The following is a 20881-nucleotide window of genomic DNA, read 5'->3' as shown; positions in this document are numbered from 1 at the left end:
GCCGGCTTTCGAATGAGCCGTTATTCGTGATCGATCTGGATGGCTTCCAGGAAGCGCGACACCATGTTGTAGGCCGCGACCGTGGCGGTGATCTCCACGATCTCCTGGTCGCCGAAGGCGGCGCGCAGCGCCGCGAAGGTCGCGTCCTGCACGCGGATATCGCGCGTCATCTCGTCGCAATAGCGCATCGCGGCGCGCTCGCCGGCGCCAAGCGCTGCGAAGTCGCCGCGCCCGAGGCCCTCCACCTGGGCCTGGCTGCAGCCTTCGCGCAGGGCGATGGGCAGGTGCTGCTCGAATTCATAGTCCGCCTGGTTCAACACCGCCACGCGCAGGATGAGCATTTCGCGCAGACTGGGCGGCAGGCGGCTCTGCTGGCGTATCGCCGTCAGATAGGCCAGCCAGCCCTGCGCCACCGCGGGGCTGTTGAGCAGCATGCGGTAGAGGTTGGGCAGGCTGGACCGCTCCCGCTGGATACGCTCCACCAAGGGCCGCAGCTCCGGCCGGCTGATGTCCGCATAGTCGATTCGCGCCATCGTCTTGCTCCAGAAAGTCAATCGCAACGGGCGCTCATGCCCCCGTCCACCACCAGCTCGGTCCCGGTAATGAAGCGGGCTTCATCCGAGGCCAGAAACAACACCGCATTGGCCGTGTCCCGGCCATCACCCTCCGTGGGCAGGGGAATGCGCCGGCGCCGCCGCTCCAGCAGCGCCTGGACATCGCCCTCGCTCTGCTGCCCGGCGAGAAAGGCATCCACCAAGGGCGTATGCAACTGGCCCGGCAGCACGGTGTTGATGCGCACCCCCTGGGCGGCCAGTTCGACGCCGGCCACCCGGCCGAACTGCATCACGCCCGCCTTGGCCGCCGCGTAGCCCACCTGCGGCGCCCCCGTCCAGCGGATGGCCGAGGTCGACGAGACATTGACCACCGCGCCGCTGCCCTGGGCCTGCATGATGGGCAGCACCTGCCGGCAGGTGGTGAACACCGAGGTCAGGTTCAGGTCCAGTTGCCGCTGCCAGTCCTCGCCGGACAGGGCGGTGGGCCCGCCCGGCACGGGCCCGCCGACGTTGTTGACCAGCACGTCGATGCGTCCGTGGCGCCGCAGCACGCGCGCGACCAGCTCGGCGACCTGGCCGGCGTCGCCGACGTCGCAGATATGGGTCTCGATGCGCTCGCGGCAATCGCCAGCCAGCGCCAGCGTCTCGGGCAGGGATTCGGGCCGTTTGTCCACCGCGATCACGATGGCGCCTTCCTGCGCGAAGCGCACCGCGATGGCGCGCCCGTTGCCCCAGCCCGGGCCGACACAGCCCGCGCCGAAAACCAGCGCCACCTTGTCCGCCAAGCGGCCGCCCGCTTTGTCCGATATCGGCATCGCCGCCCTCCCCGTCAGGCCGTGGCCATGGTGATGCCGCCATCGACCACGATCTGCTGGCCCGTGATGTAGCGGCTTTCATCGCTGGCCAGAAACACGACGGCATGGGCGACATCCCATGCGTCGCCCATGCGCCCCATGGGCACCTGGCCATGCCGGCGGGCCACGAAGCCCTCGTAATCGCCCTGGGCGTATTTCTGCGCCAGGCGCTGCACCAGGGGCGTGAACATCAGCCCCGGAACGACGCAATTCAGCCGCACGCCGTCGCGCGCATGGATGACGGCGGTCGTGGCCGTCATCTGCATCAAGGCCGCCTTGGCCGCCGCATAGCCCACCTGGGGTTTGCCCGCATAACGTAACCCGGCGATGGATGAAATGTTGATAATCGAACCTCCGCCGGCGCGCTTCATGAGGGGAATCACGTGCTTGCAGCACAGAAACGCCGAGGTCAGGTTGACCTGCAGCTGCTCATTCCACGTCTCCTGCGCCATGGAGACCGGATCGCCCGGCTCCGAGCGGCCGACGTTGTTGACCAGGATGTCGATGCGGCCATGCGCCTGCATGCAGGCCTGCACCAGGCCGACGACCTCGTCGGCCCGCGTGACATCGCATTGCCGCACCGAGATACGCCCGCCCTCGGCGGCCACCGCCTCCGCGGTCTGGCGCGCCGCGTCGATGTCTAGGTCGCAGCCGAACACCGCCGCCCCCTGCCTGGCCAGCGCCGCCGCCGTTGCCTTGCCATTGCCCCAGCCCTCGCCCAGGGTGCCGCAACCGGTCACCAGGGCCACCTTGCCATCGAGACGAAACATCCCAGCTCCATAGATAGTCCGTGAAGCACAGGCTAAGCCAAGCGTAGACGCAGGTTAAGTTCCGATTTGAACGTGATTGATAGACAAACAGAATGAATCTGACGCCGAGACAATTGCGCATCTTCGTGCTGCTGGCCGAGACCTTGAGTTTCCAGAAGACCGCGGAACTGCTGCACGTCACCCAGCCCACCCTGAGCAAGCTGCTCAAGGAAACCGAAGAGACACTGGGCGTGCAGCTGTTCGAGCGCACCACGCGCATGGTGCGCCTGTCGCGCGAAGGCCAGAGCATCCTGGAGACCGCGCGCAAGATCACCGCCCTGCACGAGAAAGGCATGCTGGAGCTGGACCAGCGGCTGCGCGACCGCCATAACCGCGTGGCCGTGGCCGCCCTGCCCACCCTGGCGGCCTCGCTCATTCCGCGCCTGATCCAGCGCCTGGCGCATCAGCGGCCCCAGGTCCGCGTCGAAGTCTTCGACCCTATCGCCAACGAGGCGCTGGACCTGCTGCGCGAGCGGCGCGTGGATGTCGCCGTGACGACCATGAGCGAGGAAGGCGCCGCCGACCTGATCTACGAAGAGCTTTTCACCGAGCCCTTCGTGCTCTTTCACAGCGCGCGCATCACGCCAGGCGTGACCCGCTGGCTGCCCGCGGAGCTGGCCACCCTGCCCCTGATCAGCATGCCGGCGGGCACCAGCGTGCGCAGCCTGACCGAACGCGCCTTCCAGGCGGCCGCCCAGCCCTTCAACCCGCTCTATGCCCTGCGCGACCTGAACACCATCGCCCGCTTCGTGCAGCACAATTGCGGCATCGCGTTGCTGCCCGAGTCTTCGCTGGACAACGCCGCCGAACGCGGCGTGGGCAAAACCCGGCTCAAGGGCGCGCTGTCGCGCTCGGTGGGCATGTACGTGCGCCGCGAATGCCAGCCGTCCCGGCTGTTGCGGCAGATCATGGACGAGCTGCAGCGCCTGGGCCGCGGCATCGAGTCCCCGCCCGTGCCGGCCCGCAAGCATTGACCGGCCCCGGCCGCCGTGCGAGGATCGGCCGCTTGCCTGCCCTCGACGCCCCGACATGAAGATCTCGCCCGAAAACGCGCGCACGCCCGACGTCAGCGCGCTCATCGAAGCCCTCGACGCCTACCAGATCCCGCTCTCGCCGCCCGAAAGCCACCACGGCGTGGACCTCGACACCCTGTGCGGCCCCGACGTCGTCTTCCTTGTGGCGCGCGACCAGGCCGGCCAGGCGCTGGGTTGCGGCGGCGTCCTGCTCGCCCGGGGTTATGCCGAGCTCAAGCGCATGTACGTGCGCCCGGCCGCGCGCGGCCAGGGCGTGGCCCAGGCGCTGTTGGCCCGCCTGCAGGCGGCCGCGGCCGACGCCGGCATCCACCGCATCCACCTCGAAACCGGCGCGCGCCAGACCGAGGCCCTGGCCTTCTACCGCCGCCAAGGCTATGCCGAATGCCCGCCCTTCGGCGACTACCGCCCCGACCCGCACAGCGTGTTCATGGTCAAGCTGCTCTGAGGCGTCCCGCGCGCCAGGCCTCGGGCGCCGGCGATTCGGGATCGCAAACGCCTGCCACGGGGTGCCTGACACCGGTGGCGCGCTAGGGCTTCACCCTGTCCTCGTCCGTCAGCGGCGTGCCCAGGTCGCGCTCATCCACTTCCCAGATCAGCAGACGCGGCGGGCTTTGCTTCCAGGCCGGGCTGTTGAAGTAGGCCTGCAAGGCGCCGCCGAACTTGCCGCCGTCGCGGGCGAAGTTGCCGATGGCCACGCCCAGGGCCTGCGACAGCTGGGGCAGGAATTCGGAGGTGCGCGAGAAAGAGGTTCCGACCAGGGCCAGGGTGGGCAGGGCGCTGTCGCCGAAGAGATCGTCGGCGTCCTGGGCCGCGGCCGCGGCCTCGGGCGTATAGCGGTGCAGCGAGACGATCTCCGGGCTGGGCTGCAGCGCCAGCGGCAGCCAGTCCACGCCCGCCAGCCTGACCAGGTCTCCGGGCCGGGGCGCCGGCGGCTCGGCCGTCACACGCCAGCGCTGCGGCGCCTGCAAGGGCACGCCGCTGGCGCGCACCTGGTCGGCGATGGCGCGCGCGGCGGCGCCGGCCCCGGCTTCGTTCCAATGGGTGTCATTGCGATAGAAAGCGCCCTGTTCGACCGCGCCCAGGGCCGCGCTCAAGTCCACGGCGCGCACGCCCTGCGCGCGCAGGACCCCGATCCAGCGCGATTGACGATCCTGGAAGGACGCCGGGCGATGCAGGCCGCAGAGGCGTTCGGCCTCGATACGGCTCTTGTCCGGCACCACGGCCACCAACAATTCGATGCCGCGGGCGGCCAGCGCGTCGCGCGTGGCGGCCACGATGCGGGCCCGCTCGGCCTGGTTCTGTTCGGCGCCGGGATGCGGCTGCAGCTCATCGCCCAGGAAAAGCCAGCCGGCGCAGCCGCGGCGCACGCGCGGCCCCAGGTCGCGCAGCGTGAGCCAGCCCAGCCCGCGCTGCAGGCGGGCGGCTTCCGTGCTGAAGCTCATGTCGGCCAGGCGCAGCGAAAGATCATGCGTCACGCCGCCGTCGAGCACGCGCCCGACCGAGCTGTCCTCCGGCAGCACGTCGTGCCGCATGCTCCACCAGGCGTTGCTCAGGGCCGCGCCGGCCATGAACAGGACCAGCACCACGCCCGCCAGCCGGCTGGCGCGGCGATTGGCGGCCGAGGCATGGGCGACGGGAGGCGCGGCCGGGGTATCGTGAGGGGCGCTCATCGGCTCAGAACTGGAAGTAGAGGAAAGGCACCGCGCCGCGCGCGGCGATCAGGGCATAGGCCAGCAGGAAACCGGCCACCGGCCAGAGCGCGCTCCAGGCCGTGCGCAGCCGGCCGGCGGGCCGGGTGGCCCACCAGGGCTGCAGCGCGGGCAGGATCACGCAGACCACCCCCAGCGCCGCGGCCAGCCAATGCGTGGGCCGCAGCACATAGGCCAGGCTATCGCCCAGGGCGATGCCATTCAGGCCGAACTGGCCGCGATACATGGCCAGCGCGGCGTGGAAATCGGCGGCGCGGAATATCGTCCAGGCCAGCATCACGAAAAGCAACGTCGCCAGCCGCGACAGCCAGCCGGGCGGCGCGGGCAGGCCGGTGCCGTTCCAGGCGCGCGCCAGGGCCAGGGCCAGGCCGTGGGCCAGCCCCCAGAGCAGGAAGTTCCAGCTTTCGCCGCCATGCCACAGGCCGGCGATGCCCATGGTCAGGAGCAGGTTGCGATAGGTTTTCCAGACGCCCAGGCGGTTGCCGCCCATGGGGATGTAGAGGTAGTCGCGTATCCAGCTGGACAAGGACAGGTGCCAGCGCCGCCAGAAGTCCTGGATGCTGCGCGCCAGGTAGGGATGATTGAAGTTCTCCGGCAGGTGAAAGCCCATCATCAGGCCCAGGCCGATGGCCATGGCGCTGTACCCGGCAAAATCGAAGAACAGCTGCAGGGTGTAGGCGCCGCAGCCTATCCAGGCATCGGCCAGCGTCGGCGCGGGCAAGGCGAAGGCGGCGTCGACCACCGGCGCCAGCGTATCGGCCACCAGCACCTTCATGCTCATGCCCACCATGAAGCGGCGCGCGCCCAGGCAGAAGTTCTGCCAGTCCATGCTGCGGTGGGCGATCTCTTTTTCCACCCAGGCCCAGCGGATGATGGGACCGGCGATCAGCTGGCCGAACATGGCCTTGTAGGCCGCGAAATCAATGAAGTTGCGCTCGGCGCGCACATCCCGGCGATAGACGTCGACCAGGTAGGAGATGGCCTGCAGCACGAAGAAGGACAGGCCGGCCGGCAAGGCGACCCGCTCCCAGGACAGGGGCACGGCGCCGGCCATGCCGGCGATGTCATTGAAGGTCGCCACCAGGATGTTGGCATACTTGTACCAGCACAGCGTGGCCGTGTTGGCCGCGAGCAGCAGCACCAGCAGCACCTTGCGGCGATGGCCGGCCTGGAATTGCTCCAGCAGCAGTCCGCCGGCCCAGGCCACCACGGTCACCCCCACCAGCAGCAGCAGGTAGATGGGCTTGAGCCAGCTGTAGAAAATCCAGCTGCCGACCAGCAGCACGAAGTTGCGCGCCCGCTGCGGCGTCAATGCATAGATGGCCAGGAACAGCGGCAGGAACAGCGTCAGGAATTCGAGGGACGCGAAGACCATGGCGAACGGCCGGGTCGGCCGGATGTATTGTTATCGGAGCGGGGAGGTTTTCCCCGCCGGCTCCGCGGCTTAGCGCGCGGTCTGGTCGGCCGCGTGCAGCAGGCGCGGCCCCTGGTCGGAAGGCAAGAGCAAGACGGTATGGCGCTCCCCGGCCTGCAGGGCGCCGAGGTCCAGCTCCGGGCCCGCCGCCTGTCCGCCGCAACGGGCCTGCACGCGCAGCGACACCGGGTTGACCAGGCGGCGCGCGACCCCGCCCTCGGCGACATTCTCGAACATGGCCAGATTGCGCGGCACGGCCAACAGGCCGGCCTGCGCGCAAGCCGGATCCAGGTTGTAGAAACCGACGGACACCTTCAGCGCGTTGAAGTCCTCGGGCTGCTCGCGCACGATGACGGCACGCAGCCCGTCCTTGCCCGGCAGGCCGACCACCGAGGCGAACTCGCCCGGCTGCACCGACACCTCGACCTCGCGCGTCTTGCCGGCGCTTTGCAGCATGCCCTGCATCTTGGCGCCCGCCTTCACGGGCATGAAATCCGAGGCCGGATGGGCGGCATCCAGCTTGATGCGGGCCTGCGAGCCCTTGGCGCCGACCTCCATCGGCTCGCCGCCGCCATTGACGAAACGCACGAAGGAGGCGTCCTCCGCCGGCCCGGTTTCATAGAGCTGGATCTGCGCCGCGCCGGCGCCCACGGCAAACAGGGCGATCGACAGGCCAGCCAGGCCACGCCAGAGAAAAGCAGTCATTCCTGGTCCTTTCAGTGCTGCGCGTCGCCGCGCGTCATTTTTTCTGCAGCGCCTTGACCTGGGGCAGCCCGGCCAGCTGCTTGGCGATGGCGTCGCCCCAGGCCTTGTAGCCCGTGTTGGTGTAGTGCTGGCCGTCCGTGGTCGGCCACTGGCCCGGCGTGGAGAACTGCGTCGAATCGATATAGGCGCAGGGCGCGACATTGCTGCCCAGAAAAGCCGATACCTGCTTGACCCGCGCGAAATTCTTGTTGTACTTGCCGCCTTCGGTGCCCCAGCCCGGACCGATCCAGACGCAGGCCGTGCCGGTGCCGGCGATGGCCTTGGTCAGCGCCGTCGTCTGCTGCCAGGCCCAGGTCTTGGGAAAGGCCGGATTGGTGTAGCCGGCCATGGTGTCGCCCAGCACGATCAGCACCAGATTGGGCTTGTTGGCCGCGATCAGCTCGGTGACCGGCGTGGTGCGGGCCGCGCTGCCTTTCAATTCGATCTTGCCGCTGTTGAGCCGCTCGGCGCCGCCGCAGGTGCTGGGCGCGGCCTTGAGCCAGTCGCCGGCATTGCTGCCGCAAACGCCGATGGTGCGCACGACCGCGCCCTGCTTGACCAGGTCATCCTGCAGGGTCGTGATCAGATAGCCAGGCGCGGCCAGATGGCTGTCGCCGATGAGCAAGATGCTCAAGCCGGCAAAAAGTGAAGTCAGCATGGCGATACTCCTTGATAACGCGCGCTAGCGGGCATACGGCGACTGATAAGGATTGACTGGCAGATCCAGCGGACGGGTCTGCGGATAGAAGGCATAGCGCAGGTACAGGCCGCCGGCGTACTGACGGTAATCGGAAGCATTGTCCATGGCCAGCGTGCCGCCCAGGAACAGCTTGGGCGTGAGCTGGTACTCGGCCGCCGCCGCCAGGTTGTAGCCCACGCCGGTGCGCGACTGTCCGTCATAGACGGCCGGGGTGCCGAACAAGCCCTGGTTGACCGCGTTGGCCGCCGCCTGCAGGCCGCTGTTGGTCGGGAAGTAATCCGCGCTGTCTTCCTTGAAGTGGCGGATACCCACCGAGCCCTGCAGCTTGTAGGTGAAGCGGCCATCGCGCTGCGCCCAGGTGACCGGCACGCTCAGGGCGTAGAACTGCTGCGGACTGAAATAGCCGCCGTGGCCGTAGGTAAAGAAGCGCTGGTTGTTGTCGTAGAAAATGGCTCCCAGGTTCAGGCCGGCCGTCAGCATGCGGTTGGACTCGCGCATCAGGTGCCAATAGATGCCCGTGCCCACCTCGGTGCGCGAGTTGGACTCGACATTGTGGCCGTCCAGGCTGCGCCAGGAGCCGTAGGCATAGACGCCATAATCCGTGTTGTCCATGCCGATCTGGCCTTCCAGGCCGGTGGCCGTCACCGCGCCCCAGCGCTGGCCGGTGCGATTGTCGCGGGTGCCGGCAAAGGACAGCAGGCTGTCGGTCACGGCGCGGCGCGACAGGTCCAGGCTGTACCAGTTGCCGTCCGCGCGGCTGATGGGCCCGTTGAGCCGCAGGCCACCCACCACATTGGAATACTCGAAACCCAGTGGCGTGGTGCCGATGTCGGCCGACAGGCCATTCGCCACATAGCCCGCCGACAAGCCCACGCCGCTATCCCGCTGGCTGCCGGCCGAGCCCACGAGACCCTGCGCCTGGGCAGCCGCGGCCACCGGCCCGCCGCCGAAACGGCTGCTGCTGGAATAGCTGCTGTCCAGGCTCCCGGCGGTCAACGTGACGGGCGTGGCGCGCAGCGAGATCTTGCCGTCGCCGGCTGGGATCAGCGCCTCGATGGGCGCATCGACCTCGGTCAGCTTGCTCATGCCGGATTCGCCGTTGTTCGAACGCACGAAGGCGCCGGCCCGGATTTCGGCGCTGCGCTCCTGCATGACCTCGTCCAGCTCCTGCCTGAGCGAACGCGGCGCGGCATCGGCCCTGGCCCCATACGCGGCCGGCGGCAGGTTGTCGGCGCCCGGCCCGGTGCGCGTGGCGATGCCGCCCGCATAGGCGGCGGCCGCCCCGCCCGCCGGCGCGCCGGCAGGCGCCGCCGGCCGCGTGTCCTGCGGCATCGAGGCGGCAATGGCATAGGGCTCTTCGCGCACCGGGGCCGGCGGAACATCGGCGCCCGCACCATAGGCGGCGATCAGCGGCTCATCCAGCGCCTGGCCCAGCACCTGGGACAGGCTGGTGGCCCGGGCCCGCTGGCCCGGCAGCCCGACGAAGGGATTGCCGTTGGGATTGGCGCCCCCGCTGTCGGCCAGCGCCAGCGTGGCGCCGCGCGACTCCTGCGCCGCGATGGCCTGGCGGTACAGATCGGCGGCGCGCGAGGTCTTGCCGCGCGAGCGGTACAGGCGGGCGGCGCCGGCCAGCACGTCCGGATCGCGCGGCGCCAGCGTCAGAGCGCGGTCGATGGCCGTCTCGGCCGAGCGCCAATCATCGGCCTCGGCGGCGATGCCGGCCACGGCGATCTGCAGCTGGGCATTGTCGGGGTCGCGCGCCTGCAGGCGGCGATAGATCTCCAGCGCCTTGTCGCGGTCGCCGGCAGCGACATACATGCGCGCCAGCGCGCCCTGCGCCGAGGGGTCGTCGGGCCGGCGCTTGAGCACCGGCTGCAAGATGTCGTAGGCGGCCACCAGGTCGCCGCGCTGGCGCATGGCCTCGGCCTGGCGCACCGTGTACAGGCTCACCAGATCCTGGAAGCTGCGGTATTGGTCGGGATCCATCGGCAGCTTCTGCACCTGGCGCAGCACGGCGGCCGTGCCCGGATCATCGCCGCTCTTGAGCAACACGCCGGCATAGGGGATGAGCACATCGGGGCCGGCCGGACGGGATCCGTTGACCAGCGGCCGCATCAAGGCCAGCGCGCGCGGCGTATCGCCGGCATCCACATAGGCCTGGGCGATGGCGCCGAGCAGCTGCGGATCGCCCGCGGCCGTCGTCTCCAGCCCCTCCAGGCGCTTGCGCGCCTGCGCCGTGTCGCCCGCCTGCGCCAGGCGCGCGGCCTGCGAAGCCTGTTCGTGCACCCACACATTGCGCTGGAAGCTCTTCATGTCGGGCGAGCGCCGGCTCTCCGGAATGCGCGCCAGCGTGTCATAGGCGCGGCCCCAGTCGCCGCTCTCGGAAGCCAGCAGCGCGCTGGCGTAGAGGGCGTCGGCCGAGTCCGGCTGGAGGCGCAAGGCCTCGTCCATCAGCTGCTGGGCGCGCGCCGGCTCGCCGCCGCGCAGCATCAGGCGCGCCAGCTCATAGGCGATCCAAGGATTGCGCGGATCGGCGGCGCGCGCATCTTCCAGCAAGCGGCGGGCGCCGGCCGCGTCGCCGCGCTTCTCGGCCTCGCGCGCCTGGCCGGCCGCGACGGAGGCCCGCAGCCGGTCGACGTCGCCCGCCTGGCCGGGCGGCAGCGAAGCGATCAGGCGCCGGGCTTCCTCGGGGCGGTTGGTCCGGGCCAGCACGTCGGCCAGGCCGCGCACCGCCTCGGGATCATTCTTGTGGCGCGCCAGCACGGCGCGATAGGTCTTTTCGGCATTGGCCATGTCGCCCGCGCCCGCATAGAGGCGGCCCATGGCGTTATAAGCACCGGCCGCGCCGCCATCCAGGCGGATGGCCTGCTCCAGGAGGCGGCGCGCGCCGTCGCTGTCGCCGCGCTGGCGCGCGGCCTCGGCCTGGTCGAGCAGGTTCCAGTAGCGCACCCCGCCCAGGGCGCGGCTCCAATTGCGCCCGGCGCCGGGCCGCGCCGCGGCGCGCGACAACAGCTCCTGGGCCTCGACGGTGCGATCCTGCTGCATGCGCACCAGGCCCAGGCCGCCCAGGGCGTCGGGGTCATTGGGCGTGGCGCGCAGTTTTTCCTGGAAGGCCGCCTCGGCGGCCGGCAGGTCACGGTTCTTCAGGGCCGCGAAACCGCGCGCCAGCCGGGGATCCTGGCGCCAGGCCACGGCCGGCGCGCCGCGCTTGGCCGCCGGGTTGTCGTAGACGGCGCGCACTTCCTTATCGTCGGGATGGGCCTTCAGATAGGCCTCGAACAGCGGCTTCTCGGCGGCGCTGGGCGCGCCCAGCCACATCAGGCCGGCACGCCAGCTCTCGGTGGCGTCGGCGCCGACGTCCTTGCGCTGCGCCAGCTGGCCCAGCAGGCGCACGCCTTCGGCGCGGCGGTTCTCGTCGCGGATGAGATGCTTGCCCAAGGCCAGCTGCACATACGGATTGCCCGGCATCTCGCGCGACAGCCGCTGCAGGCCGCTGATGGCCGGCGCCAAGCCCTTGTCCGTATACCCCAGGAAGCTGTAGTACTCCAGGGCGATATTGCCCTGCGGCTCGCGGCCCTGCAGGGCCCGGTCGTAGGCCTGCATGGCCTGGTCGATCTCGCCCGAGGCCGCCAGCATGCGCGCGCGCTCCAGCTCGGCCGCGCCCGGGCCGCTGGCCAGCGCGATGTCCTGCTGCAGGCGCTTGGTGAACGTGCCGGTGGCATTGAGCTGCTGAAGCCGGTTCAGATAGCCCTGGGCGTCGCTGAAGCGCTTTTCGCGCACGGCCGCCAGCCCCAGTCCATAAAGCGCCTCCTGCTGCGCCGGTTCGGACAGCAGGAGTTTTTCCCACGCCTGGGCGGCGCGCTTGGCATCGCCCTGGTTCTGCCAATAACGGCCCTGCTCCAGCAGGGAGGCGGTGGCGGCCGGCTGCGCCCATCCGCTCTGGTGCATCAGGGCGGCCAGAACGCCGATGGCCAGTTTATGGCGGTTCAAGGACATTTCTTCTCCCACTCCAATGACACACGGCCCGTGTTGCCGAACCGGTAACGCTGATCGAACCAGCCGGTGCCGAACAGGCTGAGCACATAATCGTAATAAGGCGGCTGCCGCGCGGACCCGGCCTCGCGGCTAGCGGCCCATTCGGTCCGCACGCGGCGCAACTGGCCCTGCAGCAGGTCTTCCTGCCCCCGGGCCTGGAAATACGGCAGCAAGGCCGCCGAAAAACCGAACGGCCCACGGCCCTGCGCACGGCCGCTGTCCACATCGACCGCCTCGGGCGGCACGCCTTCGGCCGCGACCGAGGCGGCCATGCCCGACAAGGCCGCCAGCAAGGGCCGGGCGACGGGATCGCCGGGCGGCGTCATACCCGCCCACAGATAGGTACGGATCGCATCGTAACTGCCTTTGGCGCCGTGCACGGGATCATTCTCGTAATGCCCCACCATCGCCGCGGGTGCGGCGTCCGCCGGCACGCCGCGGTAGGCCACCCAGTCGGCCGCATAGCCCTTGGGCGCGGTGGCCTGGATGACCCGCAATGTATTGGCGGCAACGGCGTTCCAGGGCCCTTGCGGCGAAGCCTGCGCCAGCCGCCGCAGCACCGGCACGGGCATATAGCTCGGGTTCAGCCGCCACAGGCCGGGCTGGACAAAGCCCTGCGGCGCGGGCAGCAGCATGCTGCCCAGCCCCGGCAGATCGGCGATCTCGCCGGCCTCGACCTGCGCCAGCAGCGCCAGCGCATCGCGGGTATAGCCGGGCTGGCGCCACAAGCGCCCCGCCTCCAGCAAGGCATAGACGAACCACAAATCGGCATCGGAAGCCGAATTGGCGTCCAGCACGCCCCAGGCGCCGTCATCGCGCCTGCCCCAGGACCACGCCGGCAGATGCCGGGCCGCATCGCCCCGGGCCAGGTTGGAGACGCTCCAGCGCCACAGGCGCCCGAAGGTCTCGCGGTCATTGGCCACCAGGGCGAAGAACATGGCATACGACTGTCCTTCCGAAGTGCTTATCTGGCGCGGTGTGCTGCCGTCGGCCACCCGCCCGTCGGCCTGGACGAAATGCGTCACGAAAGCCGACCATTCCGGCCAGCTGACCGCCGTGCATCGGGGCGCGGCGGCCGCCTGGCCGGCCAGCCCGAGCGCGAGCGCCGCCAGCATGGCGCGCGGGCGCCATGCGGGAGACCGCGCTCGGGCCGGCCCGGGCATCACTCCGCCTTCTTGCGCAAGCGGCGGGCCAGCGCGCGCAGCACGGCCAGCGCCACGGCGATGCCGGCCAGCCAGATCAGCGCCATCACCGCCAGGCGCAGCAAGGTATAACCGGGCAGCAGCGAGGAAATCGACCAATCGATGCGCTTGAGCAGCGGCAGGCTGCCCAGCGTATAGGTCTGGTCGGCGACCAGCGCATCGACCTGCTTGCCGCGTATCACCGCCAGGCTGCCTTGCACCGCCTTGTCATAGCCCTCGCCGCCGCGCAGCGCGGCCACGGCCGCGGCCAGGCCCTCGGGCTGGCTGCTGGCCAGCAGCACCACGCTGCGGCGCGCGGCCAGCGGCGACTCGAAGCCCGCCACGACGGCGCTGACGCCCTCGCTGGTATAGCTCATGGCCGCGCGCGGCGCGCGCCGGTCCAGGCGCGGGTCGGCATGGAACCAGTCCGTCACGCGATAGACCAGGTCCGACAGGGTGAAATGCGCGCCCGCCTCATAGCTGCCCGGGATGCGGGCGGCCCAGCTCTTGAGCAGGGGGTGCGAGGATCCGGCGGCGATCACCAGCAGGTCCTTGCCGGCCTGGGCATCGAGCTGCTGCGGGCGGGCCACGGTCACGCCCGTGGCCGGGTAGCCGGTGGCGTCGCCCATGCGGCCCAGCACGTTCAGATAGGCCGAATAGACTTCGGCGCCCGCGCGCTCATCCAGCACCACCGCCGTCTCCGACAGGTCCGCCAGGCGCGTGAAGGGAAAGCCCGATTCGCTGAAGGCGCGCAGATCCGGCATCAGGATGAAATGCGGATAGCCCGTCAGGTCGATGGTCGACTCGGGTTCGATCATGCCGCGCACATTGTCGACGATGATGTCCCGGCACTCGCCCTGCTTGATGTAGTCGTACATATAGCGGAACTGCAGCTGTCCGCGCGACTTCAGCAATTCCAGCGGCACATCCAGCCGGGCGCGCATGGGCAGGCTCTCATCGGGCAGCACCTCGGCGCGCAGTTTGTCGCCGCCCTCGATGCGCTCCAGCGCGAACAAGGGCATGGACTTGACGAACTCATCGCCCACGCTGAACAGCAACGAGGAGTTCAGCGACGTGGGCTGCGGGGTATAGCGGTAGCGCAGGTCGATGGGCACCTTCTTTTCCTGCCAGCCGAACAGGTCGGGCGGCACGCGCACGTCGATGCGTATGGTGTCGGGGCTGAAACCCGAGACGTTCAGGCGCTTGGGATCGATCAGGTCGCCGAAACTCACCGGGCGGTCCGTGCGCAGCCAGCGCGGCGCGTCGTAGGGCTGGCGCGGCTTGAGGTCGGCCAGCCGGGTAATGGCCGCCGACGGCCCGGCCAGCGTCTGGCTGCCCAGCGCCAGCGCGGCAGCGGCCTGCTTGAGGTCCTTGCCGTCGCGGCCCATCACCAGCAGCAGCTTGCCGTCCGGGTCGTTGGGATGGGTGACGACCGCCACGGCGGGGCCATTCACCGGCGTCTGGCCCAGGCCGGAGACGGCGTTGCCCATGGCGAACACCACCGCATTGCCGCGCTCGGGCAACTGCGTGACGGCCGCGGGGAACTCCGCGCCCCGGTAGCCGGCCAGCGCGCCGAACCACGACGACATCGTGCCGGCGGCTTCCAGCATGGCCGCGTCGGGCTCGGTCTGGAACACAAAGGGCAGGACCAGCTTGCGCATGTCGCGCCGGTCAAAGAACGGCAGCGGCAGGTTGGCCAGGTCATTGGGCAGCGGCAGGGCCGCCGTCGCCAGGTCCAGCGTGCTCAGGTTGCTGATATTGGCCCACAGGCTGGAGTGCAGCGGATCTTCGCAGTCCAGCGTGTAGTGGCCGATCAGCTGCAGGCGCAGGTCGTTATAGGCCGTGATCAGGTACGGCGGGATCTCGATGGTCTGGCGCAGATTGCTGCCGGCCGTCTCGCGCGGCACCGGGATAGTGGCGGCGACCTCGTCGTTGAGCAGCACATTGATGTGCGACAGGTCGGCCAGCAGCGCCGGGGAATAGGCATAGCGCAGGTCCACCCGCGCGCCGGTCACCACGCGGTCGTTGCGCACGCTGAAGTTCAGCGTATTGCTGCCGTCCACGCCGCGCAGGTTGAGCGGATATTGCGCGCCCAGCTGCTTGAAGGTGTAACGCTGGTCGGCCTTGAAAGGCGGCGGTGCCGGCGCCGGCTCGGGGGCCGGCGCCGGCGTCTCGGCCGCCTGGGCCAGCAGCGAGCAACTGGTCAGCAGCACCAGCGACAGCCGCGACAGCGCGCGGCGGCGCGGCCACACGCGGGCTTGCGGCGTTTGGGTCGAAAGACTGTTCTTTTTCATGATCACGATCCCAGGCGGCGTTGCGCGCGGGCGCGCAGCGACAGGTAAAGCAACACGGCGATGACGAGCGCGCTGAGCAGCAAGGCGCCCACGAGCGTGAGCGGATGACGCGCGAAGAACCATTGCAGGCCCAGCCAGGCGGGCAGCGAACCTACGTAATAGCTTTGCTCGTCCTGCAAGGTGTAGGCCTGCTTTTCGTTGATCACCGTCAGACTGCCTCCAATGCGGTCCTGCGGATTGTCGGCCCGGCTCTCGTTGTCACGGTTGGCCTGCAGGGCCTGCACGGCCGTGGCCAGCCCGTCGGCGCTGGTGCCCGAGACCACGACCACGCTGCGGCCCGCCCTCAGCGGCGACTCCATGCCGGCCAGCGTGGCCAGCACGCCGCTGCCGGCGTAGTCCAGCTGGAGATCGGCGCGGCGCTTGCGGTCGCGCGGATCCGGGCCGAACCAGGCGGCCAGGTTGTCTATCCAGTCCGACAGGCTGAAGCGCCGCTCGCGGCCCTCGAAGCCGCTGGGCATCAAACCCTGCCATTGCTTGAGCAGGGGCTGGTTGTCGCCCGACGCCAGCACCAGCAGATCCTTGTCGCGCAAGGCCTCGGCCTGCGCGGCCTGCCCGACGGTCACGCCGATGGCCGGATAGCCCGAGGCCTGCCCCATCACGCCCAGCAGCGTCAGATAGGCGGCGTAGTCGGCCGTGCCGGCGCCCTCCGGCATCACGACCGCCGTCTCGGAAAGATCGGCCATGCGGGTAAACGGAAAGCCCGCGTCGGCGAACAGCGACAGGTCCGGCATGGGCGCATACTTCGGCAGGCCCGACACATCGATGGTCGAGCCCGGGTCGATGGCGCTGCGCACGTTGTCCAGGATGCTGTTCTGGCATTCGCCCAACTTGGCGTATTCATAGACATAGCGGAATTGCAGCGCGGTCAACGGCGGCAGCAGATAGGTCGGCACCATCACCTTGGCCTGTCCTTCCGATGCCGGCATGCCATTGAGGCGGCTGAAAACGCCCGTGCCTTCATGCAGCGAAAAACTGCGCACCAGCTGCTCGCCGGCCATCATCTCCATGACCGACTGCTTGGCGCCGGGGCGCGGCGAATAACGGTAGATCAGGTTGACGGGCACGCCGTCGCTATGCCAGCCGAACAAGCCCGGCGGCATGCGCAGGCTGATATGCACGGGTGGCGGGCGGTGGCCCGACACATTCAGGTCGCGCGTGGAGACCAGTTCGCCGAAAGCCACCGGCCGGTCGCTGCGCAGCCAATTGGGCGCATCGAAAGGCTTGCGCGGCGGGGGCGGCGTCAGGCGCGTAAAACGCGCCTGCGGGCCGGAGAGCGTTTCGCTGCCCAGCGCCAGGGCGGTGGCGGCCTGCTTCAGTTCCTTGGCGTCGCGCCCCATGACCAGCAGCAGCTTGCCGTGAGGGTCCCGCGGATGCGTGGCCATGGCCACCGAAGGACCGTCGATGGGCGGCGTCTGCACGCCGGCCACGGTATCGCCCGGCTGCAGCAGCACCACCGCGTTGCCCGAGGCGGGCAGGTCCTGGATGCGGGCGCTGAAACGCGCGCCGCGATAACCGGCCAGCGCGCCGAACCAGGAAGTCAGGATGCCCGCGCTCTCCAGACGCGCCGCATCCGGCTGGCGGCCCAGCACGACGGGCAGCTCCAGCGGACGGATATCGCGGCTATCGAAGAAGGGCACGGGCAGCAACGCCAGGTCATTGGGCAGCTCCACCGGCATGACGGTCAGGTCCAGCGTGCTCCTGCCGGCGACATCGGCCCACAGGCTGGAGTGCACCGGATCCTCGCAGCCCAGCGTGTAGTGGCCGATCAATTGCACGTCCAGCCGGTTGTAATCGGCCAGCGCCGGCAGGGGCAGCTCGACCGTCTGGCGCGTGGGCGTGGCGGCCGCCTCCTTGGGCAGGGCCACGCTGCCGGCCACCTCGCCATTGAGCAGCACTTTCAGGTGCGACAGGTCGGGCAGCAGCGCCGGCGAATAGCTGTAATCGAGATTGACGCGCGCGCCGATGATGCGCTGGTCGCGGCGGGCCGAAAAGCCCAGCCCGTTGACGCCGTCCACGCCGCGCAAGGGCAACGCGCTCTGTCCGCTCAAGCGCGACAGCGGCACGGAGTAGACCTGCGCGCCGGGCGGCAGGGTCTGGGCGGGCGCGCCATGGGCGGCAGGCGGCGCGGCGGTCTCCTGCTGGGCCGCGGCCGGCAGCCCCAGGGCCAGCAGGGCCGACATCAGGGCCAGCCGCAAGGCGGGCAGCGCGGGGGACGGGCAAGGCCTGGGCGGCCAAGCATCAAGCCTGGAAGTCATCGGTCTATCGTCCTCTAGTTTTTCGTAGGCATGGGACGGCGCACGGCCGCAAGGCTGCGGTCGCGCAGCTGGCGCAGCAACAAGGTGAAACCCCGCATTCCTATCGTGCTGATCTGTCCCAGGGCGGCCAGCGGAGAATCGGGCGTGTTATTGCCCCAATTGGCGGCCCAGGTATCGGCCCGGCCGAAGGTCATTTCCGCCAGCTCGCGCTCCTGCTCCAGCGTCAGCGACTGGAAGCTCACGCCCAGGCGGTCGCCCCGGCTGAAGGTCACCAGCGCCGGGAACATGGCCTCTTCGTCATTGCGGAACAGGGAAACGCTCAGCGGCATGCCATTGGGCACCACCACGCCGGCCGGCAGCACCAGGCCCAGGCCGCCCTGCGAATAATCGCTGGTACGGCAGGCCACGGTGCGCCCGTCGGGCAGCACCAGCATGGCCGGCAGCGAGATCGCCACCCGCGGCGCATTGCGCAGCTGCCTGACCTCGCCGGCCACGGCCACGCTGGCACTGGTCATGATGATGTTGTAGACGGTCCAGACCAGGTTCAGGATGATGGTCAGGCGCGCGCCCACGCCCCCATAGCCGGCGGCCAGGCTCACCACGCCGACGATGAAACCGATCAGGTTCAGCCCCAGCAGGATGACGTAGGGACGCGCCAGCGTCCAGTCGAAATAGGCTTCGCGGATGATGCCGCCCTTGGCCGTCACATTGAACTGCGCGGTCCTGGGGCTGATCAGCGTCACCAGCGCCGGGCGCATGATGTACCAGGCCAGCACCGACTCGTAGACCTCGTTCCAGAACGAATGGCGGAACCGCCCCTGGATGCGCGAACCGGTCAGGCTGGACAGGATGATGTGCGGCAAGGCGTAAGCCGCCACCATGATGGCCGACGCCTGGAACACATTGGCATGGAAGAATAGATAGGCCAGCGGCGCGGTCAGGAAGACCACGCGCGGCAAGCCGAAGAAAAAGTGCAGCATCGCGCTCAGGTAGCACAGCCGCTGCCCCAGCTTCAGGCCCTTGCCCAAGAGCGGGTTGTTGATCCGGATGATCTGCGCCATGCCGCGCGCCCAGCGCGTGCGCTGGCCGATGTGGCGCGACAGGTTTTCGGTCGCCAGCCCGGCGGCCTGCGGCACCGCCAGATAGGCCGTGTTGAAACCCTGGCGGTTCATCTTCAGCGCGGTCAGGGCGTCCTCGGTCACGCTCTCGGTCGCCACCCCGCCCACCGCGTCCAGCGCGCTGCGCCGCATCACCGCGCAGGAACCGCAGAAAAAGGTCGCGTTCCATAGGTCGTTGCCATCCTGCACCACGCCGTAGAACAGCTCGCCCTCATTGGGCACATTGCGGAAGATCCCCAGGTTGCGTTCGAAAGGATCGGGCGAGAAAAAGACGTGCGGCGTCTGCAGCAGCGCCAGCCGCTTGTCCTTGATGAACCATCCCATGCAGATCTGCAGGAAAGAGCGCACCGCCACGTGGTCGCAATCGAACACCGCCACGAATTCGCCGTCGGTCCTGGCCAGGGCGGCATTGATGTTGCCCGCCTTGGCGTGCCGGTTGTCCGGGCGGGTCAGATAGCCCACGCCCGCCCGTTCGCAGAACTCGCGGAACTCCGCCCGCCGGCCGTCATCCAGCACATACACGCGCAGCTTGTCGGCGGGCCAGTCCAGCGATTGCGCGGCCAACACCGACTGGCGCACCACCTCCAGCGGCTCGTTATAGGTCGGCACATAGACATCCACCGTCGGCCAGCTGTCGCGGTCGGCGGGCAGCGGCGCGGGTTTGCGCCGCAGGGGCCAGGCCGACTGGAAATAGCTCAACAGCATGACCGTCAGCGCATAGATTTCCGCCAACAGCAGTCCATAGCCGAAAAAGGCGTCCAGCACATTGTCGAAACCTATGGTGTCCGTGATGCGCCAATACATATAGCGCAGCGAGGTGATGACCGAGAGCATCACCATGGTCAGCGTGGCCAGGCGGCCGCCCACGCGATGCAGCAGCAAGGCCACGATCACGCAGAACGCCGCGAACACCATCTGCTGGAACAGCCCCATCTCCACGGCGACCGCCAGCACCGACAGCGCGCCGGCCAGCACCAGCGACAGGACGCGCACCCAGCCCATCTTCCAGATGCGCCAGGACAGCAGCTCGTTGCCCAGGCGCGCAAGACGCGGATTGCGCGCCGCGGTCTCTCGGCTCGACGATCTCATGGACGATCCTTTTTGGCGTCGGTCAGCTGCTGGCGCAGCCATTGCGCGCTGGCGAGGATATCGCTGCATGCCTGGCTTTGCGGCGCATGGTCGATCACGGTCTTGCCGAAAGCCAGCGCTTCGCTGACCGTGGCGTCGCGATGGACCACGCCGCCCATCCGTTCGCCCAGGATGCTGCGCATGACACGCAGCGTGTCCTTGGCCAGCGCCGACATGCTGTCGACCTGGTTGACGATGAAGGCATGGCCCAGATAACCCTCGCGGCCCTGGGCATATTGCGCGATCAGGCTTTCGACCTGGGGCAATGTGGCGTAAGAGGCCGCGTCGGGCAGCGTCACGACGAGCACCAGATCGGCGCAGCGCAGCGCCTGGGTCACATAGACGGAAGGCCCGGGCGGCGTGTCGATCAGCACCAGCGTGCCCGGCGCCAAGTCCAGTTCGCGCAGATGGCGGGCCAGCCAGTCCGGCTCCCGCAGCATCTGCTGCTCCAGCGCCAGGCGGTCGGTTTCGTTCAACTGCCCAAAGGGCACCAGGTGCAGGCCGGCATCACCCTGCACGGCCGCGTCGCGCCAGCGCATGCCGGCCAGGCTGGCGCGCGCCAGCCCGGACTCGGCGGCCTCGGTGTCGGCGCCCAGGTGAAAACGCAGCGCATTCTGCGGGTCGAGGTCCAGCACCAGCGCGGGATGTCCCGCGCGGCTGAGGGCCAGCCCCAGGGTGGCCGCGATGGTTGTCTTTCCTACCCCGCCCTTGGCGGAGACGATGGCTATGGTTTTCATTCTTTCGCCGTGCTGGGTGAGGGTGGAGCCTGGCCCGCGCCCGGCGCCTTGGCCAGGCGCGCGAACACGCTCTGCAAAGAGGTCGCGGCGGTGGCGACAGGCGCCGGCTCGGCCGCGGGCGTGACGGCCGCCACGGGCTCGGCGGGCGGCAAGGCCGCAAGCGCGGCCTCGGCGGCCGCGGAGGCAAAAGGAGGCGGCGGCGGGTCGGCCGGGGCCAGGCTGGGCTCAAGGCGCGGCGCGGCCTGGACGACGGCC

At 69.4% G+C, this 20881-nt stretch carries 15 protein-coding genes and 1 pseudogene; 2 read left to right on the top strand and 14 right to left on the bottom strand.

Features of this window, described 5'->3' with window-relative positions:
- Positions 1-20 precede the first annotated feature (20 nt).
- Genes AXA74_RS08090 through AXA74_RS08080 form a run of 3 tightly spaced genes read right to left on the bottom strand, consistent with a single transcriptional unit; the run spans position 21 to position 2178 of the window.
- A complete protein-coding gene (locus tag AXA74_RS08090; protein ID WP_032962278.1) occupies positions 21-533 on the bottom strand; it encodes a carboxymuconolactone decarboxylase family protein in 513 nt (170 codons plus the stop codon).
- A gap of 17 nt (positions 534-550) precedes the next feature.
- Positions 551-1369 (bottom strand): SDR family NAD(P)-dependent oxidoreductase, encoded by an 819-nt coding sequence (locus tag AXA74_RS08085; protein WP_029577381.1) that lies wholly within the window; start codon positions 1367-1369, stop codon positions 551-553.
- Positions 1370-1383: 14 nt separating this feature from the next.
- Positions 1384-2178 (bottom strand): SDR family NAD(P)-dependent oxidoreductase, encoded by a 795-nt coding sequence (locus AXA74_RS08080; protein ID WP_032979393.1) that lies wholly within the window; start codon positions 2176-2178, stop codon positions 1384-1386.
- Between the two features lie 92 nt (positions 2179-2270).
- On the opposite strand from AXA74_RS08080, the gene AXA74_RS08075 reads away from it, so the two are divergent.
- Together AXA74_RS08075 and AXA74_RS08070 are read left to right on the top strand one after the other, a co-directional pair.
- Complete coding sequence (locus AXA74_RS08075) at positions 2271-3191, top strand: LysR family transcriptional regulator (protein ID WP_029577383.1); 921 nt, start codon at positions 2271-2273, stop codon at positions 3189-3191.
- A 55-nt stretch (positions 3192-3246) separates the two neighbouring features.
- Entirely contained in the window at positions 3247-3696 is a 450-nt protein-coding gene (locus AXA74_RS08070) for a GNAT family N-acetyltransferase (protein WP_032979394.1), read from the top strand.
- Between the two features lie 82 nt (positions 3697-3778).
- On the opposite strand, the gene AXA74_RS08065 is transcribed toward AXA74_RS08070, so the two are convergent.
- The 11 genes and pseudogenes from AXA74_RS08065 to AXA74_RS24350 form a co-directional block, all read right to left on the bottom strand.
- Positions 3779-4921, bottom strand: coding sequence for an alginate O-acetyltransferase AlgX-related protein (locus tag AXA74_RS08065; protein WP_032979395.1), 1143 nt, complete (start codon positions 4919-4921; stop codon positions 3779-3781).
- A gap of 4 nt (positions 4922-4925) precedes the next feature.
- The gene (locus tag AXA74_RS08060; RefSeq protein ID WP_029577386.1) at positions 4926-6335 is read right to left on the bottom strand and encodes an MBOAT family O-acyltransferase; all 1410 of its coding nucleotides are present in this window, start codon (positions 6333-6335) and stop codon (positions 4926-4928) included.
- Between the two features lie 69 nt (positions 6336-6404).
- A complete protein-coding gene (locus AXA74_RS08055; protein ID WP_029577387.1) occupies positions 6405-7079 on the bottom strand; it encodes a cell division protein FtsQ in 675 nt (224 codons plus the stop codon).
- A 34-nt stretch (positions 7080-7113) separates the two neighbouring features.
- Positions 7114-7776: an SGNH/GDSL hydrolase family protein gene (locus AXA74_RS08050; protein WP_080666475.1), complete on the bottom strand. Its 663-nt coding sequence runs from the start codon at positions 7774-7776 to the stop codon at positions 7114-7116.
- A 24-nt stretch (positions 7777-7800) separates the two neighbouring features.
- Positions 7801-11814: a cellulose biosynthesis protein BcsC gene (locus tag AXA74_RS08045; protein ID WP_232019803.1), complete on the bottom strand. Its 4014-nt coding sequence runs from the start codon at positions 11812-11814 to the stop codon at positions 7801-7803.
- A complete protein-coding gene (gene bcsZ, locus AXA74_RS08040) occupies positions 11805-12968 on the bottom strand; it encodes a cellulose synthase complex periplasmic endoglucanase BcsZ (RefSeq protein ID WP_048939963.1) in 1164 nt (387 codons plus the stop codon). The genes AXA74_RS08045 and bcsZ overlap by 10 nt, the downstream gene beginning before the upstream one ends.
- Before the next feature lie 47 nt (positions 12969-13015).
- A complete protein-coding gene (gene bcsB, locus AXA74_RS08035; RefSeq protein ID WP_029577391.1) occupies positions 13016-15328 on the bottom strand; it encodes a cellulose biosynthesis cyclic di-GMP-binding regulatory protein BcsB in 2313 nt (770 codons plus the stop codon).
- A 2-nt stretch (positions 15329-15330) separates the two neighbouring features.
- Entirely contained in the window at positions 15331-17643 is a 2313-nt protein-coding gene (gene bcsB, locus AXA74_RS08030; protein ID WP_080700971.1) for a cellulose biosynthesis cyclic di-GMP-binding regulatory protein BcsB, read from the bottom strand.
- A 14-nt stretch (positions 17644-17657) separates the two neighbouring features.
- Entirely contained in the window at positions 17658-19850 is a 2193-nt protein-coding gene (gene bcsA / locus AXA74_RS08025) for a UDP-forming cellulose synthase catalytic subunit (RefSeq protein WP_032979397.1), read from the bottom strand.
- Entirely contained in the window at positions 19847-20626 is a 780-nt protein-coding gene (gene bcsQ, locus AXA74_RS08020) for a cellulose biosynthesis protein BcsQ (RefSeq protein WP_029577394.1), read from the bottom strand. Before bcsQ ends, bcsA begins: the two co-directional genes overlap by 4 nt.
- Positions 20623-20881 (bottom strand): annotated as a pseudogene (locus tag AXA74_RS24350) (hypothetical protein); the annotation flags it as partial. The pseudogene AXA74_RS24350 and the gene bcsQ, both read right to left, overlap by 4 nt.

The sequence above is a fragment of the Bordetella hinzii LMG 13501 genome, from assembly GCF_001548475.1.
GTDB classification, from domain to species: Bacteria; Pseudomonadota; Gammaproteobacteria; order Burkholderiales; family Burkholderiaceae_B; genus Bordetella; species Bordetella hinzii.
This window is presented reverse-complemented; position numbering and strand designations above follow the sequence as displayed.

Coding starts and splice junctions, on each gene's coding strand:
- AXA74_RS08045 (WP_232019803.1), bottom strand. CDS start 11,814: ATGTCCTTGAACCGCCATAAACTGGCCATCGGCGTTCTGGCCGCCCTG.
- bcsA (WP_032979397.1), bottom strand. CDS start 19,850: ATGAGATCGTCGAGCCGAGAGACCGCGGCGCGCAATCCGCGTCTTGCG.
- AXA74_RS08055 (WP_029577387.1), bottom strand. CDS start 7,079: ATGACTGCTTTTCTCTGGCGTGGCCTGGCTGGCCTGTCGATCGCCCTG.
- bcsZ (WP_048939963.1), bottom strand. CDS start 12,968: ATGCTGGCGGCGCTCGCGCTCGGGCTGGCCGGCCAGGCGGCCGCCGCG.
- AXA74_RS08075 (WP_029577383.1), top strand. CDS start 2,271: ATGAATCTGACGCCGAGACAATTGCGCATCTTCGTGCTGCTGGCCGAG.
- bcsB (WP_029577391.1), bottom strand. CDS start 15,328: ATGAAAAAGAACAGTCTTTCGACCCAAACGCCGCAAGCCCGCGTGTGG.
- AXA74_RS08080 (WP_032979393.1), bottom strand. CDS start 2,178: ATGTTTCGTCTCGATGGCAAGGTGGCCCTGGTGACCGGTTGCGGCACC.
- AXA74_RS08085 (WP_029577381.1), bottom strand. CDS start 1,369: ATGCCGATATCGGACAAAGCGGGCGGCCGCTTGGCGGACAAGGTGGCG.
- AXA74_RS08065 (WP_032979395.1), bottom strand. CDS start 4,921: ATGAGCGCCCCTCACGATACCCCGGCCGCGCCTCCCGTCGCCCATGCC.
- AXA74_RS08050 (WP_080666475.1), bottom strand. CDS start 7,776: ATGCTGACTTCACTTTTTGCCGGCTTGAGCATCTTGCTCATCGGCGAC.
- bcsB (WP_080700971.1), bottom strand. CDS start 17,643: ATGACTTCCAGGCTTGATGCTTGGCCGCCCAGGCCTTGCCCGTCCCCC.
- AXA74_RS08060 (WP_029577386.1), bottom strand. CDS start 6,335: ATGGTCTTCGCGTCCCTCGAATTCCTGACGCTGTTCCTGCCGCTGTTC.
- AXA74_RS08070 (WP_032979394.1), top strand. CDS start 3,247: ATGAAGATCTCGCCCGAAAACGCGCGCACGCCCGACGTCAGCGCGCTC.
- bcsQ (WP_029577394.1), bottom strand. CDS start 20,626: ATGAAAACCATAGCCATCGTCTCCGCCAAGGGCGGGGTAGGAAAGACA.
- AXA74_RS08090 (WP_032962278.1), bottom strand. CDS start 533: ATGGCGCGAATCGACTATGCGGACATCAGCCGGCCGGAGCTGCGGCCC.